Genomic DNA, 17,711 nt, shown 5'->3' with positions numbered 1-17,711 from the left:
TGATACTTACTTTATTGAAGGAGCCTTAAATGCAACTCTTTTGCCTACATAGTGAAGTAGTACATATATGGAGTTTAAAATTGCCTTTCCAGAAACTCTTGGTGATGGTGCTCTATATTGAATTGGTACTTCGACAAATCGGGTTTTACGAAGCAGGTAACGAAGTTCCGTCTGGTAAAAATGAGCCTCAGATAGTAGGTTGTAAGCTAAGAACTTTTTTACTATTTCAAGACTGAACCCTTGAAACCCGGAGGTCATGTCATGCATCTTAGTTCCTAATAGTAGATTGGAAAGTGAAGTGCCTACTCTCGATAAGAACGTTCTCTCCCAATTTGAATCTATTATAGCACCCCCAGTAATAAACCGGCTCCCAAATACACAGTCATAATCCTTAAGCAATAGAGATAAAAATCTTGGAATTGCATTAGGATCATGTGATAGACCAGCATCCATCTCTATGATAAAATCATGTTTTGCCTTGGCTGCAACCTGATAACCACAAATGTAAGCTTCAACAACATTTCTCGTTTCTGGTGCCCAAACTGTTACAAACCTTGCATCCGTGGAGGAGGTTTGTTGACATAATTGTAACGTTCTGTCTTTTGATGCCTTATCTACAATAAAGTATACAAGTCCGCACTCTAACTGATTCAACACTTCTATTAGTGCATTCACAAAAGGTTGAAAATCTTTCTCCTCATTTGCCATTGGAATGATAACAGCAAAATTTTGTCTCATTAGTTAGGTTGTGGGCGTGAACTTGATTCGATTATTGTCTGGTTGATGGGCGAATTTAAGATAATTATCCTTAAGGAATCCAATTTACTATAATTCAGAATTATACATTATCGTAAAGCGTAGTTAACGCTTTACAAGTAGCACTTGGTAAGGTAATTTAGTATCAAATTCAAGCAGGAGCTACTAGTCCAATTCTTTTTATTTCAATTTTGAACTTTCGTAAAATGCTGAGAGTTAGTGTAAATATTTTCTGATAGAATAGTTCTACTATAAGGATTTACAACTTTACTTTTAGCCATTACATGAAAACAATTATTGCCCGAGCCGTAAAGTCTGCGGCAGTGGGAGTGCTGTGGATTGCAGCAGGTTATGCTATACCTATTCATGGGCAGGCAGTAGAAATGGGACGGTTAGTGACGACTTATACCCAGGATTTCAACACGTTGCCAAGTACAGGAACACAGGCAGAGCTAGGCGTCAATGCCTTTATTCCGGATGGTTGGTCTGTTTACCGCACTGTTGCTAGTAATATTATGTTGGTGAATACTGGGTCTGGAAATACAGGCGGATTATATAGCTATGGACATACAAGTTCAACTGACAGAGCGCTTGGTGCCCTAACTGCTTCTAAAACAGAAATTACTTACAATTTACTACTCCAAAATACTTCTGGCAAAACCATCACAGCAATTGATATTGCATTTGCGGCAGAGCAATGGCGCTGCGGGAGCGAGAAAACAGATATTCAACGGCTTCTTTTCACCTATGCTGTTGCTGCATACCCGTCTAATTTTGATGTAACAGTTGATATCAATACTCGTGGCTGGACCGCAGTACCATCCCTTCAATTCAATAGTCCTATCATCAAAAGAAAAGCAGGTCATGTTGATGGCAACGCACCCCAAAACCGGAAAGAATTCACTTATACCTTGCCCGAAGCTATACCTGATGGATACTATGTCATGCTGCGTTGGTACGACCCGGACGAATTGGAGCAAGACCATGGCTTGGCAATTGATGACGTAAAGGTTACCTGGAATTTTGAGCCTGATTTTATCCCGTTGCCAGTAGAGCTCACCAAGTTTACCGCCCGCACCGTTGGCAAGGCAGTTAAGTTAGATTGGACAACGGCTTCAGAACATGACAGCAAGCATTTTGAAATTGAGCGAAGTACCGATGCAAAGAACTTCTCGACAGTAGGCATTGTAAATGCGCAAGGAACGACGAGCCTAACTACAAACTATACCTTTCAGGACCGGGAGCCACTATTGGGCACGTCGTATTATCGGCTGAAGCAAGTGGATGAAGATCTTACCTATACCTATTACCAGGTTGTCGCAGTCACGAATCAGCAGGCTAAAGCAGCTATGGTATACCCAACCATCGCGCAACAGGAACTCAGAGTAGAATTACCACTTGCCCATTTAACTTATGATGTGGCGGTATATGACAAAATGGGTCGTATGGTACTCAGGCAAATTCTGAAAGGCTTTACTCACTCCTTGGATGTCAGTCGCCTGGGACATGGCAACTATACCTTGGTTCTTTCAAGTGAGATAGGGGAGAAGCAGACATTACGATTCCTGAAGAGATAAATTATACCTGAGTGGTATGGAAGCTATACCTAAAGAAACAGCTATACCAGCCTCAGGTATAAAAGCAGAAGGGCCAGCTATTTCTAGCTGGCCCTTCTGCTCTGTATAAGCTGGTGTTATTCTAAACGGAGAAGCTGTCGCCGCAACCGCAGGTACGGGAGGCGTTCGGGTTGTTGAAGTAGAAACCCTTACCGTTCAAGCCGTCTGAAAAGTCAAGTTCAGTACCGGCCAGGTATAGGAAACTCTTCATGTCTACCACTACCTTGATGCCTTTGTCCTCAAACTCCTGGTCCATCGGCTTCACCTCATCGTCGAAGTCGAGGTTGTAGGAAAGTCCGGAACAACCGCCCCCGGCTACAGATGCGCGCAGGCGAAACGTGTCGTCGAGCTGGGCATCCTGCTTCAGCTTCACTACTTTCTCTTTTGCTTTATCTGATACTGTTATCATACCAATTCTTTTTTATGATACCGGATTCAGCACCACACTGAAAACAGTGATCGTGTTCATGTCGCGACCAAAGTATAACTTGTCAAGCGCCTCGTACATGTTGCGGGCACGGAAGTAGGAGGTGTTCAACTCCTTGTCTCCACGGGCCATCCACTGCACGGTGTAGGGGCTTTCTTTTTCTTTATAACTCTGCACGTAGTCCCACATTTTACGGAGCGTGTCCACTCTGTCATACCCTACTTCCGTGTGGAAGAGGAAAGACTGGTGGTGTCGCGGGTTCACCGTAATCAAGTCCAGACGCACTTTGTTATCCAGTTTTCTGAATTCGAAAAGCAGACTGTCACCGCTTAAACCTAAGTGGTTCTCAATCTGCTTCTGAATACGTGCACTTTCTACATGCACCTCGGTCGTTGACTCCATGCGTGAGTCCAGGTCTTAGTGGTGAGACTTCGGTATTTCCAATGCAGGAAGGCCGTTCTTTACTCTATAGTCGTTGATAGCAGATTTAATTGCATCTTCAGCCAGTACAGAGCAGTGAATTTTCACCGGAGGCAATGCCAGTTCTTCCACAATGTCCATGTTGTCTATGGCCAGTGCCTCGTCAACAGACTTGCCTTTCAGCCACTCGGTAGCCAGCGAAGAAGATGCGATAGCAGAACCACAACCGAAGGTCTTGAACTTCGCGTCGGTGATGATCTGGTTTTCATCTACTTCAATCTGGAGACGCATTACGTCACCGCACTCAGGGGCGCCTACAAGGCCAGTACCTACGCTGTTTTTCGCTTTGTCAAGCGTACCAACGTTGCGTGGGTTATTATAATGATCGATTACTTTATCTGAATAAGCCATAGCTGTCTTTAATTACTAGTTAATAATGATGAATGATTAAAATATACCGAGTAATTATTCATTACTCATTATACATTATTAATTAAACTCTTAATGTTCCGCCCACTCAATGGAGTTCAGGTCGATGCCTTCTTTGAACATCTCCCACAGTGGCGACATTCCACGCAGTTTGGCAACAGCCTCTTTCGTATGGTTGATAGCATAGTCAATCTCCTCCTCCGTTGTGAAGCGGCTCAAACCGAAACGCAGCGAAGAGTGTGCCAGGTCGTCACTTAGTCCTAACGCTTTTAACACGTAAGAAGGTTCTAAAGATGCTGATGTACAGGCAGAGCCTGAAGAAACGGCAATATCTTTCACACCCATCATCAAACCTTCACCTTCTACATACTTGAAGGAAATGTTGGTTACGTGCGGCAGACGGTGCTCACGCGAACCGTTCACATAAGACTCCTCGATGGTCAAAAGCTCCTTCTCGAGTCTGTCGCGCATGGCTGAAAGACGTGCTGTGTCTTTTTCCATGTCCTGCTTGGCAATCTCACAAGCCTTACCCAGACCTACGATACCCGGCACGTTGAGCGTACCAGAGCGCATGCCACGCTCGTGACCGCCACCGTCCATCTGGGCAGTTACTTTCACACGTGGGTTCTTGCGGCGTACATACAGTGCACCTACGCCTTTCGGTCCGTACATTTTGTGGCCAGAGAAAGCCATCAGGTCAATGCCGTCAGCCTCTACATCCACCGGAATTTTACCTACCGCCTGTGTTGCGTCAGTGAAGAACAGCACACCGCGCTTCTTGGCAATGGCAGAGATCTCGCGGATCGGCTGTATTACGCCTACCTCGTTGTTACCATACATGATCGAAATCAGGATGGTCTTGTCGGTGATGGCCTCTTCCAGTTGCTGCAGGTCGATCAGACCCTCGGCGTTTACGGGCAGGTAGGTCACCTTGCCACCGATTTTCTCGATGTGCTTGCAGGTATCCAGCACTGCTTTGTGCTCTGTGGTAGCCGTGATGATGTGGTTTCCCTTCGAAGCGTACATTTCAAACACGCCCTTAATGGCGAGGTTGTCAGACTCAGTAGCGCCCGAAGTGAAGATGATTTCTTTTGGTGAGCAGTTGATAAGTGAGGCGATTTGCTCACGGGCATAGTCAACAGCCTCTTCGGCATGCCAGCCAAATGCGTGGTTACGGGAAGCGGCGTTGCCAAACTTGCCAGTGAGGTACGGCATCATGGCCTCCAGCACGCGCGGGTCAAGCGGTGTAGTGGCGTTGTTGTCTAAGTATATCGGAAATGTTAGCATATCACTATCTTTTATCTCTTTTTGTCCTGTCTGATTAACAGTTGTGAGAAATTATTAGTTTTGAATTCTCTGCAAAATTAACAAAAAAAGCTTACTTAGACTAATTACAAATTGAAAATGGTAAACGTAGAACATATAGGTATAGCAGTTAAAAATTTCGGTGAGGCAAATGCCCTCTATTTTAAACTGCTGGGCGTGGAGCCTTACAAAACGGAGTTCGTAGAGTCAGAGGCCGTAAACACCTCTTTCTTCAAAGTAGGTGGCACTAAAATAGAGCTTTTGGAGGGCACCACACCCGACAGCGCCATCAGCAAGTTCATCGAAAAGCGTGGCGAAGGTATACACCACATCGCCTTTGAAGTAGAGGATATACTGGCTGAGATGGAGCGGTTGAGGGGTGAGGGCTTTATGCTACTGAACGAATCGCCCAAAAAAGGCGCTGACAACAAGCTGGTGTGCTTCGTACACCCCAAGAGCGCCAACGGTGTGCTGATAGAACTGACGCAGGAGATTAGGTAAATGGTTGAATGGCTGTATTGTTAAATTGTTGGACTCAGCTATCATTTCTATTTGAGTGTAAACTCTTGGAGAAACAACCATTTAACAATTAAACAATTTAACCACCAATACTATGAATCACTTACTCAAGGCGATCCAGGCAGCAGAGGAGGAATTGCTGGTTGGCAACGTTATTTTATACCCGACCGATACGGTATGGGGAATCGGTTGCGATGCCGAGAATGCCACAGCCGTTAAAAAGATTTTTAAGATAAAGGAGCGGGAGGAGTCCAGGTCGATGATCGTGCTGGTGAGCGACGTGGAAATGCTGCGCCGCTACGTGCGCGATGTGCCAGACGACTTTGAGAAACTGGTCGAGTCACAGGAGCGGCCGACCACCTTTGTGCTGTCGGGTGCGCAGAACCTGCCCCAGGAGCTGATCGCGGAAGACGGCAGCATCGGCATGCGCATCACCAAAGAAGAATTTTGCCATCGGCTGATGCAGCAGATCGGCCGCCCGCTGGTCTCTACATCGGCCAATGTGAGCGGGGAAGTCGCTCCGAAGGCTTTCCATGAAGTTTCTGATACGATTAAGGAACGGGTAGATCACGTAGTGCAATGGCGGCAGGAAGAGGAGGTGGAAACACGTCCCTCACGTATCATCAGGATTGATAAAAACGGTAAACAAACGGTTATCCGGGAGTAGGGCAGGTATAGCGTCTGTCAGGACAAAGGCTATACCTGTTTTAGTGACGTTAAAGAAAATTTGCCTACGCTCTGAATTTATCTCTTTATTTTTGCGCCTCGGGCCTGCGGTTCTGCATTGCCCGAGGTTTTGATTTTTCTGAATGGATACGATAAAATTACCAGAGCACTCCATATTCGATACGGTGGCCGCCGCAGCTGCGGAAGTAGGCGTAGACGCTTACGTGATTGGGGGCTTTGTGCGTGATTTGGTCCTGAAAAGGCCCTCTAAAGATATTGACGTAGTATGCGTAGGCAACGGCATTGCGCTGGCTGAGCGCGTGTCGCATAAGCTACCGCACAAACCCAAGGTGTCGGTTTTCAAGAACTTTGGGACAGCCATGCTGCGCTCCGGCGAATGGGAGGTGGAGTTTGTAGGAGCCCGCAAAGAATCTTACGTGGAGCACTCCCGCAAACCGGAGGTCGAGACCGGTACGCTGGAAGATGACCTGAAACGCCGCGACTTCACCATCAACGCCTTAGGCATCAGTCTGAACGAGAGCACCTACGGCCAACTGATTGACCGCTTCGATGGGCTGAAGGACATGAAGCGCAAGATCATCCGCACGCCGCTGGAGCCGGGTATCACCTTTTCCGACGACCCGCTGCGCATGATGCGCGCTATCCGCTTCGCTTCCCAACTCAGCTTCGATATAGCGCCCGACACCTTCGACGCCATCATCGACAACAAAGAGCGCATCAAGATCGTGTCGCAGGAGCGCATTACGGATGAGTTGAACAAGATCGTACTTTCGCCAAAGCCCTCTTATGGCTTTAAATTGCTGTTCGCATCCGGGCTGCTGCAAATTATCTTCCCCAAAATGGCGGAGTTGCAAGGGGTGGAGACAGTGAAAGGCAACTCGCACAAAGACAACTTCTACCATACCTTGCAGGTGCTCGACAATGTAGCGGAAGTGTCGGATGACCTGTGGCTGCGCTGGTCGGCCATTTTGCACGACATTGCTAAACCCGATACCAAGCGCTACCACGAAAAAGTAGGCTGGACCTTTCATGGCCACGAGGAACGTGGCGCCCGCATGGTGCCCAAGCTGTTCAAGGACCTGAAGCTGCCCCTGAACGAGCACATGAAGTTCGTGCAGAAGCTGGTGCGCCTGCACCTGCGCCCGATCGCGCTGGTGAAAGAAACCGTGACGGACTCGGCCATCCGCAGACTACTGTTTGAGGCGGGCGATGACATTGACGCGCTCATGAAGCTATGCCGCGCCGACATCACTTCCAAAAACGACAGCAAAGTGAAGCGTTACCTGCAAAACTTCGACAAGGTGGAGAAACGCCTGGTAGAGGTGGAGGAGAGTGACAAACTGCGCAATTTCCAGCCGGTTATCACAGGGGAGATCATCATGGAGACTTTCGACCTGAAGCCGTCCAAAACAGTGGGGGAGCTGAAGGAAGCCTTGACGGAGGCAATACTGGAGGGGACCGTTAAAAACGAGTTTGGCGAAGCCTTCGCTTTCCTCCTCAAAAAGGGGGAAGAACTGGGACTTCGCCAAGTAAACTCACCAAACAGCTAAGCAAATTCTCAGGTATAGCACCTGCAATAGAGTATAAAGTTTTATTTTGCACTGAAGGGCGGCTAATAACGGAGTGTGAACTGGCGAGCGTGAGTTCGCCAGGATAATCTGCTGTTGCAAGCGAGCATAGGGCTTCGATTTGACACAGGCTTAAGCACGGTTTCGATATACCGATGGGCGTAGGCTTATCTATTTGTACATCTGGAAAGTTTCCGTGTCGCTGGTTTTGGCAATACCATAATTTTCTTCATCCCGGAAATTCACCACACCTGATTTTATTTTTCCCTTATCTTCTCTAAGTTCCTGTGCTAGCTTTCCAATTTCCCGGGAAACCTGTTCTTTTTCAGCTGGGCTATAATCATCAAACTTGGAGTCAATGAGTGATACAGTCAATTCATTTTTGTTTCTGATGTTTACCTCGACTTGCTCGGTTTCATATTTTTCAGCGATAGCTTTTTCTAGCTGATTCATGTATTCAAATTCCCCTGTCATTTCTGAACAGCTAATTAGGGTAATTAACAGAATCGACAGGATCGCGGAAGTGCATGTTTTCATTCTAATAGGTTTAATTTATCAATAATGATTTCTTAGAACTTATGCTTAACAGGTATATTTCAAGTATAGAAAAGGGATAAGCCATACGGCTTATCCCTTTTCTGGAAACTTACTACATACGCGACACCTTGCTGGCGCCCGATACGTCTGTCACAACATTGCTCGGATTGCCTTTGTATCGCACTTTGCTGGCACCCGCGGCATCAGCACGCAGTGTGTTGGTAGCATGCACATCGGCAGAACAAGCGCCAACGGCTTCTATCTCCACGGTATTGGCAACCAGTCTGGTGGCGTCCAACTTGCTGGCGCCTGCAATATCCATGTTTACGTTATCGGCGCGGCCTGTAAAGGTGCTCTTAGACGCTCCCGCGATATCGGCATTCAAACGGCTCACATTTACATCCACGAAAGCCTGCGTAGCACCTGTCAAGCCAAGGCTCAGGTCAGAGGCTTTGATGTGCCCGATGTCCGCTTTGATGGCACCGTTCAGGTCGAGGCTGCGCAGCTCAGGCACGGTGATTTGGATCAGCACCGTTTTCTGTTTTTCAAAGAGCTTGATGGTGCGGTCTTCATGTTCTACCACCAACTCACCGCCGTCTTTCCTGATTTCGAGCTTTTTCAGATCATCAGCGTCGCCACTGGCCGTTATGCTGTAGTTACTGCCCTGCGTAATCTGCACGTGGTAAGCTCCGTTTACCGTGATGGCATCGAAATCGCTGAAGTCGTAGGTCTGTTTGTTCGAGCTATACTCCGACTCGTCCATCAGCACACTTCCGCCAGCACCCATTGTAGCAGCGGCATTGTAACTGAAATCGCTGTCGGCTACGTCGAGCGTATCAGAGGCGCAAGTGATGCAGGCAAGCAGATTGCCTTTTACCTGCCAGAGGTTGCGCAGGGTTTTCTCACGGCTGTACTCTTCTTCGAAAGCGCTGCTTGGCACCATGCGCAGGAAGTTGTTGGTCAGGCGCAATTGCTTGTCCTGTGGTATGAGCAGGGTTACGTCCATGCGCTGGCTGCGGTAGGCTGCACCGGAAGCGAACTCGAAGCCGTCGTCGAAACGGAGTGTAGAGTCATTCTGCACCACACGGTAATTCACCATGCCCGCATTCTGCTTCGCTTCGGCTTCGGTTTTGCCTTTGGCCTGCAGGCGTTGCTGCACTTCCAGATTTGAACCAGTGTGGCCCTGCACATCAAAATAGATACGGTTTTCATAAGACGAGTTCGTGTTATACCCGTCCAGCGTGATAGTCTGGTATGGACCCACCGGGAATGACTGCGTGGTCACCACTTCGCCAGAGCGACGGAAGTTCTGAGCATGCGCCGCGATAAATGCGACCATGGTGAACAAGCTGATCAGCCAGATGCCGAACAATGACCAACCCACCAGAGGACGCATGAAGAAGCGTTTCGCCAACAGGCCAATGGCCAGCAGGATGAGGAACAGAATCGGAATAAGGCCTACAAAAAAACCTGCCACCAGTCCGAGCCGGGGAAAGCCCTCCAGAAGCACGGAGGCCGGAAAATCACCCATCATGAACGCCGAATCACCATCTACTATACCTAGCGTCACAAACAGCGAAGTGAAAAGCGCCACTGTTAGGCCAAGTGAGATAACCAGCAGCATTATACCTGCAGCCACTCTGATCAGCGTAATCAGGACACCAAGTACGGGACCCAATCCACGGCCAAGCCAGTTAATGACTTGGGAGATGATGCGAAAAGGTAGCAGCAACACCTTGGCGGCAGTGCTTTCCTCCCCGTTCTGGTCTTTCATGTTCAGGTTTTCCTTGAGCGTGTGCTCAATACTGGCCAGCGTAACGGGGTTCCCCTGCATTTGCATACGTTCGGTCAGGCTGGCCGCCTCCGGGACCGCTACCCAGAGGATGATGTAGGCCAGTATACCAAAGCCGCCCGCAAAGATCAGGGCCAGAAACAGGATACGGATAACCGCTACATCCACGCCGAAATACTTGGCGATGCCGCTTGCCACACCCGCCAGTTTTTTGTCATCGGGGTCGCGGAACAGCTTTTTCACCGTGATTTCTGGCAGCGAGTAGTTTACAGGCAGCGCAATCCAGAGGATGATGTAGAGGATCAGGCCAAAAGAACCTGAAATACCCTTCGTGATCGGGGTGCCTATTACCAGGAATACGAAAATCAAACGGATCCACACCGGGTCTGCGTTCAGGTAGTTGGCTATACCCGCCGACACGCCGCTTACTACTTTGCGGCTCACATCGCGGTACAGGCGTCTTGGCCTGGATGCTGTAGCGGCTGCACCTCCAGCCTCGGCAAACTCCGGCTCAGGAGCGCCGCCGGTGCTATAGGCTTTTCTGGCGTGCGACATCTCCTCTTCCATCGGCTCGAGTATCTCGAAGTCAGTCACTTCACCCATCTGCGCAACCAAGGCCTGCACGTCTTCTAGCGTGATCACCTGTTTGCCTGGAGAAAGGCGCGTTGAAAAGATCTCCGCGATACGAGCTTCAATATCAGCTACAATCTCCTCGTGCCCTTCGTAGCTCGAAAAGTAGTTGCGAATTGAAGAAAGATAGCGGCTCAGTTGCTCATACCCATCCTCCTCGATGTGGAAGATGATGCCTTGCAGGTTGATATTTATGTTCTTTTTCATGATTACTGCGCTTTCTTATTTTGCATGATGAATTCAGTGGAAGCTACCAGTTCGCCCCATGTATCCCGGAGCTGTTCCAGGAAAGTGCGACCGGTCTCGGTAAGTGTGTAGTACTTGCGGGGTGGCCCAGAGGTAGATTCGACCCAACTGTAGTCGAGAAGCCCCGCGTTCTTGAGGCGAGTAAGGAGAGGATAAAGGGTTCCCTCCACTACTATCATCTTGGCAGCTGTTAGCTCCTCCAACATATCGGATGCATATACCTCACCACGAGCGATAATCTCCAGTATGCAGAATTCCAGAATTCCCTTCCGCATCTGCACTTGTGTGTTTTCTACTTTCATGATGATTCCGTTTAATGTTGAAGCAAAGTTAATAAAAGGTACTATGTAACGCAAGGTACTGTGTAAAAATAATTACGAATCTTTTTTCAAAGGGTTTAAGCGGCAGCTAATTGTGAATAAAAATGATTATTTTTGGATGCGAAAAAATGTCGCATAAAGTCAACTAATTCAGTTTCTGAAGTGTTAGGAGGCAAATTGCCATACCTGGAGAGCGGTAAAATTTTTTTTTAGAGCCGAGTGAATAAATTCTTTTTAAGACCCCTGAAGTGACAGTATCCCTGTGCCTATGAACAGATTTACCCTTTCTATACTTATTGTGGTGTTGTGTTTTGTGAGTGGGGCTGTGCACGCGCAGGTATCCACGCCGAAATACAGCAACGAGTTTTTGAACATTGGCGTGGGAGCCCGGGCGCTCGGTATGGGCAACGTTCAGGTAGCCATAACCGACGACGCTACGGCCGGCTTTTGGAATCCGGCCGGCCTGGTTCAGCTTCCGAACAGGTATAACATCGCCCTGATGCACTCTGAGCTGTTCGCGGGCATCGCCAAAAACGACTTCGGCAGCTTTGCCATGCCCATCGACTCGAGCAGTGCGCTGGCCGTTTCGGTTATCCGCCTTGGCGTCGACGACATCGTGGATACCCGCCGCTTGCAGAACGAATACGGCTACATCCAATACGACAGCATCCGTTTCTTCTCTGTGGCTGATTATGCCATGCTGTTATCCTATGCCCGCAAAAGTAATCTGATACAAGGCCTAACACTGGGTGTGAACGCCAAGATCATTTACCGCAACGTAGGCGAGTTTGCCAATGCCTGGGGCTTCGGTTTTGATGCGGGCGCCCAGCTGCGCCGCGGTACCTGGCAGTTTGGCGTGATGGCCAAAGACGTAACAACTACCTTCACCGCCTGGACCCACAACGTAGAGGCGCTGGAGGCCACCTACCAACAAACCGGCAACGACCTGCCCGAAAGCACCGCTGAACTTACCTTGCCACGTTTAGTGCTGGGGGCTGCCAAGAACTTTACTTTCTCCGATAAGATCACAGGTATACTGGCCACTGACGTAGACTTTACCTTTGACGGCAGGCGCAACGTGCTCCTCAAGTCTGACTTTGCCTCCGCGGACCCGCATGTGGGGATGGAGTTGGCTTACGCCCAAACCGTGTTTGTGCGAGGCGGTCTGAACAACTACCAGCAATTCCGGAATTTTGACGGGGGGATGTCATCTAAGGTGCAGCCAAACTTTGGGGTGGGCTTCCAAAACAATGGGTTGAACATTGATTTGGCCATGTCGAGCATCAATGGTCGCGACGGCAACACGGCGAATGCTGCGGGGCTTTACTCCATTATCATTTCATTAGGTTATTCTTTCAATTAGCAACATACGGTTTCAATTTTTACAGCCGATGAAAATAAACAGACTCTTCCTTCAGTTCTTACTCGCTAGCGTGCTAGCATTCGGCCTGCAGGCAGCGGCGCAAGCCCAGTCGCCCACGCCCTACGGCAACGAGTGGATTGACTACAACAAGACCTATTACAAGCTTAAAGTAGTTAACACAGGCCTCCACCGCCTCAGCCACGGCTTCCTGGATAGCCTTGGGCTGGCCGGCACCAACCCACAGCACTTTCAGCTTTTCAGAAGAGGCAGGGAAGTCGCCATTCACGTAGCCGGCGAAGCCGACGGGCGCCTGGACAGAGAAGACTTCATCGAGTTCTACGGCGAGCGAAACGACGGTCGGCTGGACCAGGACCTTTACAAGAACCCGGCGCATCAGCCGCATCAGTTGTATAGCCTCTATACCGATACCGCTGCTTATTTCTTAACGGTGAATCCTGCTGGCGGTAAGCGGATGCAACAGGTGAATCCTTCGCCGGCTGGGAAGACGGCGGAGCCGTATCATTTGCAGAAGGTGACACAATATTTTGTGGATAGGTATTATTATGGTCAGAAGCATGGAACAATAGATGCTCTATTGGCTTGGATGGATGAAGGGGAAGGGTATACATCTGTAGCCGCGCGGGTAGCTAAGAACTACGATATACCTAAAATAACCAATGTTGAAGCAACAGGACCTAAACCCAGAGTAGAGGCCGTAGTTGGGGGTGTCAATAAGAATCTACATGCGGGGGTATTTAACATTATTCCGCAGACAGGGGTGGCCAGAGCAATTAATCGTTTCAGCATCGAAGGAGATAAGTTTCTGAAAATCAGCGGAGCTATAGAGTATAGCGATATCTTCTCGGATGGAAAGATTAGAGTGCAGACATTGCCAGACGCCACTCCCTCCAATGATGTCACGCTTTCTTATGTGTCATTAATATTCGCTCAAAAAACACAGTTGGTCGGCAATTCTGTGCTTTTCAGTACAGACTCAACCCGTACCCCCAATCCTTACTATGTCTTTAACGGTGCTGATGCAGCAGCCATAGCATACGACGTTACTGACCCTTTCAACCCGATTCGAATTGAAGGACACATGAACGCTGGAGGGAAGGGGGTTGTCGTTCCCACAGAAAATAACACGCATAAAGTACTATTAGCCAATACTAACAAGGCGTTCAAAGCAGTCGGTAAAGCTGAAATGATGCGATTCCGGAACATTAACACGAATGCGCATAATTATATCATCCTTACTAATAAGCGCTTGATGAAAGCCGTAGGCGGTTCCCAAATGCCTGCTCCAAAACAATATGCTGCCTATAGAGCCGCAGCAGCTGGTGGCGGTTATGATACTTTAGTTGTACAGATTGACCAAGTTGTTAATCAGTTTCACTATGGTGAGTTTTCTTCGAATGCTGTACGTAAGTTCATGACCTTCATGCTCACTTCAGACCGCGAAAAACAGCTTTTTATCATTGGTAAAGGATTAAAGTATGCTTGGGAGGATTATAGGAGTATTCATAATAACAAATACAGCTTCTATCACATAGGAGATCGGCATCCTAAAGTGCATGAAATGGATTTGGTGCCAACAGGTGTGATGCCTTCTTCAGACGTTTTCTTTTCTTCCGACTTTCGGAATAATCGCTATGAACCGCGTGTGCCTACTGGGCGTCTGTCGGCCACCACTGGTGAAAATATCATCGCGTACTTAAATAAAGTAAAGGAGCATGAATCATTGCCGGGTGGCTTGGCTTGGAGAAAAAATATTCTTCAGCTTGGCGGGGGAGCAAATGGTATGCAGCAGAACCAGTATGCAGATTGGCTAACAAATTATAGACGTATTGCAGAAGGCCCCTTGTTAGGAGCTAACGTCATTGAAAAGTACAGAAGAGATTTTAAAGATTATACAACTTATGTCAATGTATCTGATGAAGTAAATGCAGGTATATCCTTACTTACCTTTTTTGGACACAGTGCCATAGATGTTACAGACGTTGAGATTGGTTTTGCCTCTTCAAATCTAAATGGTTATAGAAATAAGGGAAAGTACCCTGCCATTATCATGAATGGATGTTATAGTGGGGATGCTTCTATTTATAATAAAATTTCATTTGGGGAAGACTGGCTGATGACACCTGACCGTGGGGCAATATCTTTTATGGCGCAATCCTATATTGGAGGTGACGGACCCTTAAATGAATTCTCAAACCGATTTTATCAAATCGCTTTTAGTGACAACCAGTTTTATGGCCGTACAATCGGCGAGATTCATAAAGAAACTATCAGGAGATATATAGCTTCCAGTTCACTTTATCAAAGAGGAGACCATGTAGCTACTATGACGCAGATGGTGCTACAGGGGGACCCTGCAGTAAAATTATATGCACCTAGTAAGCCTGACTATGCTTTCGACAGCAATACAGTAACGGTGCGAGATGAATCCGGAGAGGTAGCAATCGCCTTATCTAAAAAGTTTGTGCTTCGTGTGAATTCAATTAATCTAGGGAAAGCCATTAATGACTCAGTAAGCATTGGCGTAAAACGAATTTTGCCAAATGGCACAGCACAGGAACCTGTCTCAATTAAGGTGAAGCCTATCTATTACAAAGGGAGTTTTGAGTTAGTGCTTCCAAATACAGATTCTACTGGGGCAGGTATAAACAGGTTCGAGATTACCCTCGATAACACGGGGCTGATTGATGAATTGAACGAGAACAACAACGTATTGGTGATATCCCATTTTCTGCCGCGTTCAGGAATATCTTTATTAGCGCCAATGAATTACTCTATAGTTAATAGTCCAACTGTAAACTTGGTAGTTCAATCAACGCAACTAAGGGCGGAACCTAAAGGTGTATACTTTGAGTTGGATACTTCCCATGTCTTTAACTCAGGCATAAAGTTAACGCATCAGGCAAGCCCAGGGGTATTGCCAGCTTGGGAGGTAAGTCTTCCCATACATAAGCTAGATGCTGACAGTACCGTATTTTTTTGGCGAGCCCGATTTGACAAATTTGAGCAAGGCGAAGACACCGTCTGGGTGAATGGATCATTCAGGTATATCAAAAACAATGAAGGCGGATGGTCACAAAGTCATGCAGGCCAATACAATGAAGCAGAATTAAATGGGATTCGATTAAGTAACTCTAATAAGCTTGAGTTTAGCCCTGTAACTAAAAACTTTGAAATCAGGACAGTAGGTGGGGATGAAAGGTTTGATATGCCGCCTCATGGCATCTATATAAATGGTGTATCTGAAATAGATGCAGCTTGTGGTAATTTTAAAGCTAGTTCTGTTCCAAGAATGTTTTTCTTTGTGTTAGATAGCAAAAATCTTAATCACGTAACTGTTCCTGGATTTTCTCCTTGTAAATTCATGTGGAATTTATATCAATTTGGAGATCTGAATAATCCTACCATTAGAGCAAACATGTTGCGCTTTTTGAATGCAATTCCTGCAGGACATTATGTGGTAGGTGTCACCGTCAACAAAGTGCCATTTGATTTATTCACTCCTGAGTTAAAAGCGGCTTTTAGGAACATCGGTTCAGAGTTAATTGATGAAATAAAGACAGGTTACCCCTTAGCGATAATTGGGCAGAAAGGTGCTACTGTTGGTTCTATCCAGGAGATAGGCGCTAATGCAGATGGAGATATACCTCCTACAGCGCAGGGTATTGTTCTTCGATACCTGATGCAAACAACTAACACCCAGGGCGCCATCACCTCCAGCCTCATCGGGCCCGCCTTAAGCTGGGGTAGCCTACACCATAACATAGAACGCTATAAAGCTGGTAATGATAGTTATAAACTAAGCCTGTATGGTATAAACTCGGAAGGCAACCGTGATTTGCTCAATGATAATATCACTTCAAAGGCATTTGACCTAAGCCAGATAAATGCAGCCCAATATCCGCACTTACAGCTTCAGGCACAGCTGACCGATACAGAAGACCGAACTGCGCCACAGCTGAAACAGTGGATGGTGTATTACCAAGCGGCTCCTGAAGGAGTTATCCGGCCAGACTTAGTAGAAGTGAGTGATGAAATAATAACACAGCAAGCGGGTAGAGGTCGGATTGAGATGCCAATGGCCTTTCAAAACGTGACGCCGTATGCTTTTCGCGACTCAATTACTGTAGAAGTGACACTGACAGGAGAAGGTATAGAGCCACGTGTATCACGGTTCAAAATTGAAGCTCTTGAGGGCAACAAGACGGCTACGTTCAACCATACTTTGTCGACGCTTGATTTAGATGGTAGCTACAAGTTGTCGATGTATGTTAACCCACAATTGCAGCCGGAACAGCAGTATCAGAACAACATTTACGAAGTGAACTTTGCCGTAAAATCGAAGCTGCACCCTATTATGGATGTGGCTTTCGACGGGGTGCATATCATGGATGGAGAACTGGTGGCACCTAGTCCGCTTATCAGTATTACCATGAAAGATGAGAATAAACATGTATACCTGGAGAATGCTGATGCGATGGAAGTTTATCTTGAAGGACCAAATATTCAGGGGCAGTATGATGTTAAGAAGGAGGCTAAACCGGGTGAACTCCATGTGAGCCCAGCCGATGAGAAAAATGACTTTCGATTTGAGTATAAGCCTGAAAAACTCGAAAATGGTCGGTATACCTTAACGGTTCGAGGTAAAGATGCTTCCGGGAAAGATTCAGGTTCAAAAGACTACAAGATCAATTTCGAGGTAGAGAACGAGTCGAAAATCACGAACTTCTACCCATACCCGAACCCATTCTCTACGAAGACACAGTTTATCTTTACCCTGACCGGCGGCGTAATTCCCAATGACTTTAAAATCCAGATCATGACGGTAACGGGCAAGATTGTGAAGGAGATTTTGCGGGAGGAAATCGGGCCGATCCGTATTGGAAACAACAAAACGGAATATGCCTGGGACGGTACTGACATGTATGGCGACAAACTGGCCAATGGCGTATACCTGTACCGCGTGGTAATGCCGAAAGATGCTGAAGAGATGAAGCACATCTGGAAGAAAGGTGATAAAGGCTTCGTGAACGGCTATGGCAAGATTTACATTCTGCGCTAAAGCGTAGACCAATTCT

The 17,711-nt window shown here is 47.3% G+C and carries 14 protein-coding genes; 6 read left to right on the top strand and 8 right to left on the bottom strand.

The window, feature by feature from the left end; translation table 11 throughout:
* Positions 1-6 precede the first annotated feature (6 nt).
* A complete protein-coding gene (locus Q4E40_RS03515; protein WP_303410071.1) occupies positions 7-738 on the bottom strand; it encodes a glycosyltransferase in 732 nt (243 codons plus the stop codon).
* 302 nt (positions 739-1,040) lie between these two features.
* On the opposite strand from Q4E40_RS03515, the gene Q4E40_RS03510 reads away from it, so the two are divergent.
* Positions 1,041-2,333: a T9SS type A sorting domain-containing protein gene (locus tag Q4E40_RS03510; protein WP_303410069.1), complete on the top strand. Its 1,293-nt coding sequence runs from the start codon at positions 1,041-1,043 to the stop codon at positions 2,331-2,333.
* A 121-nt stretch (positions 2,334-2,454) separates the two neighbouring features.
* Here Q4E40_RS03510 and Q4E40_RS03505 read toward each other — a convergent pair whose 3' ends face one another.
* The 4 genes from Q4E40_RS03505 to Q4E40_RS03490 form a co-directional block, all read right to left on the bottom strand.
* On the bottom strand, positions 2,455-2,781 hold the full coding sequence (locus tag Q4E40_RS03505) for a HesB/IscA family protein (protein WP_303410067.1): 327 nt from the start codon (positions 2,779-2,781) through the stop codon (positions 2,455-2,457).
* A gap of 12 nt (positions 2,782-2,793) precedes the next feature.
* Positions 2,794-3,201, bottom strand: coding sequence for a hypothetical protein (locus Q4E40_RS03500; protein ID WP_303410066.1), 408 nt, complete (start codon positions 3,199-3,201; stop codon positions 2,794-2,796).
* Positions 3,202-3,216: 15 nt separating this feature from the next.
* Positions 3,217-3,630 carry a Fe-S cluster assembly scaffold IscU gene (gene iscU / locus Q4E40_RS03495; RefSeq protein WP_303410065.1) on the bottom strand — a complete coding sequence of 138 codons (414 nt, stop codon included), beginning with the start codon at positions 3,628-3,630 and terminating at the stop codon, positions 3,217-3,219.
* Between the two features lie 90 nt (positions 3,631-3,720).
* On the bottom strand, positions 3,721-4,935 hold the full coding sequence (locus Q4E40_RS03490) for an IscS subfamily cysteine desulfurase (protein WP_303410063.1): 1,215 nt from the start codon (positions 4,933-4,935) through the stop codon (positions 3,721-3,723).
* A gap of 117 nt (positions 4,936-5,052) precedes the next feature.
* On the opposite strand from Q4E40_RS03490, the gene mce reads away from it, so the two are divergent.
* From mce to Q4E40_RS03475, 3 genes are all read left to right on the top strand, one after another.
* Positions 5,053-5,454 carry a methylmalonyl-CoA epimerase gene (mce, locus tag Q4E40_RS03485; RefSeq protein WP_303410061.1) on the top strand — a complete coding sequence of 134 codons (402 nt, stop codon included), beginning with the start codon at positions 5,053-5,055 and terminating at the stop codon, positions 5,452-5,454.
* Between the two features lie 112 nt (positions 5,455-5,566).
* Complete coding sequence (locus tag Q4E40_RS03480) at positions 5,567-6,139, top strand: L-threonylcarbamoyladenylate synthase (RefSeq protein ID WP_303410059.1); 573 nt, start codon at positions 5,567-5,569, stop codon at positions 6,137-6,139.
* A 142-nt stretch (positions 6,140-6,281) separates the two neighbouring features.
* A complete protein-coding gene (locus Q4E40_RS03475) occupies positions 6,282-7,709 on the top strand; it encodes a CCA tRNA nucleotidyltransferase (RefSeq protein WP_303410057.1) in 1,428 nt (475 codons plus the stop codon).
* Positions 7,710-7,898: 189 nt separating this feature from the next.
* Here the strand turns inward: Q4E40_RS03475 and Q4E40_RS03470 are convergent, their stop codons facing one another.
* The 3 genes from Q4E40_RS03470 to Q4E40_RS03460 form a co-directional block, all read right to left on the bottom strand.
* On the bottom strand, positions 7,899-8,264 hold the full coding sequence (locus Q4E40_RS03470; protein ID WP_303410056.1) for a hypothetical protein: 366 nt from the start codon (positions 8,262-8,264) through the stop codon (positions 7,899-7,901).
* A gap of 112 nt (positions 8,265-8,376) precedes the next feature.
* On the bottom strand, positions 8,377-10,893 hold the full coding sequence (locus Q4E40_RS03465; RefSeq protein ID WP_303410055.1) for a GIN domain-containing protein: 2,517 nt from the start codon (positions 10,891-10,893) through the stop codon (positions 8,377-8,379).
* Between the two features lie 2 nt (positions 10,894-10,895).
* Positions 10,896-11,234, bottom strand: coding sequence for a PadR family transcriptional regulator (locus Q4E40_RS03460; protein WP_303410053.1), 339 nt, complete (start codon positions 11,232-11,234; stop codon positions 10,896-10,898).
* A gap of 286 nt (positions 11,235-11,520) precedes the next feature.
* On the opposite strand from Q4E40_RS03460, the gene Q4E40_RS03455 reads away from it, so the two are divergent.
* Both Q4E40_RS03455 and porU2 read left to right on the top strand, forming a co-directional pair.
* Entirely contained in the window at positions 11,521-12,615 is a 1,095-nt protein-coding gene (locus Q4E40_RS03455; RefSeq protein ID WP_303410052.1) for a putative type IX sorting system protein PorV2, read from the top strand.
* A 28-nt stretch (positions 12,616-12,643) separates the two neighbouring features.
* Positions 12,644-17,695 (top strand): putative type IX secretion system sortase PorU2, encoded by a 5,052-nt coding sequence (porU2, locus tag Q4E40_RS03450; RefSeq protein ID WP_303410051.1) that lies wholly within the window; start codon positions 12,644-12,646, stop codon positions 17,693-17,695.
* Positions 17,696-17,711: the final 16 nt, after the last annotated feature.

Source organism: Pontibacter coccineus (assembly GCF_030546575.1).
In the GTDB taxonomy this organism is placed as follows: Bacteria; Bacteroidota; Bacteroidia; order Cytophagales; family Hymenobacteraceae; genus Pontibacter; species Pontibacter coccineus.
Note: the sequence above shows the minus strand (reverse complement) of the source record. Positions and strands in the feature narration are given on the sequence as shown.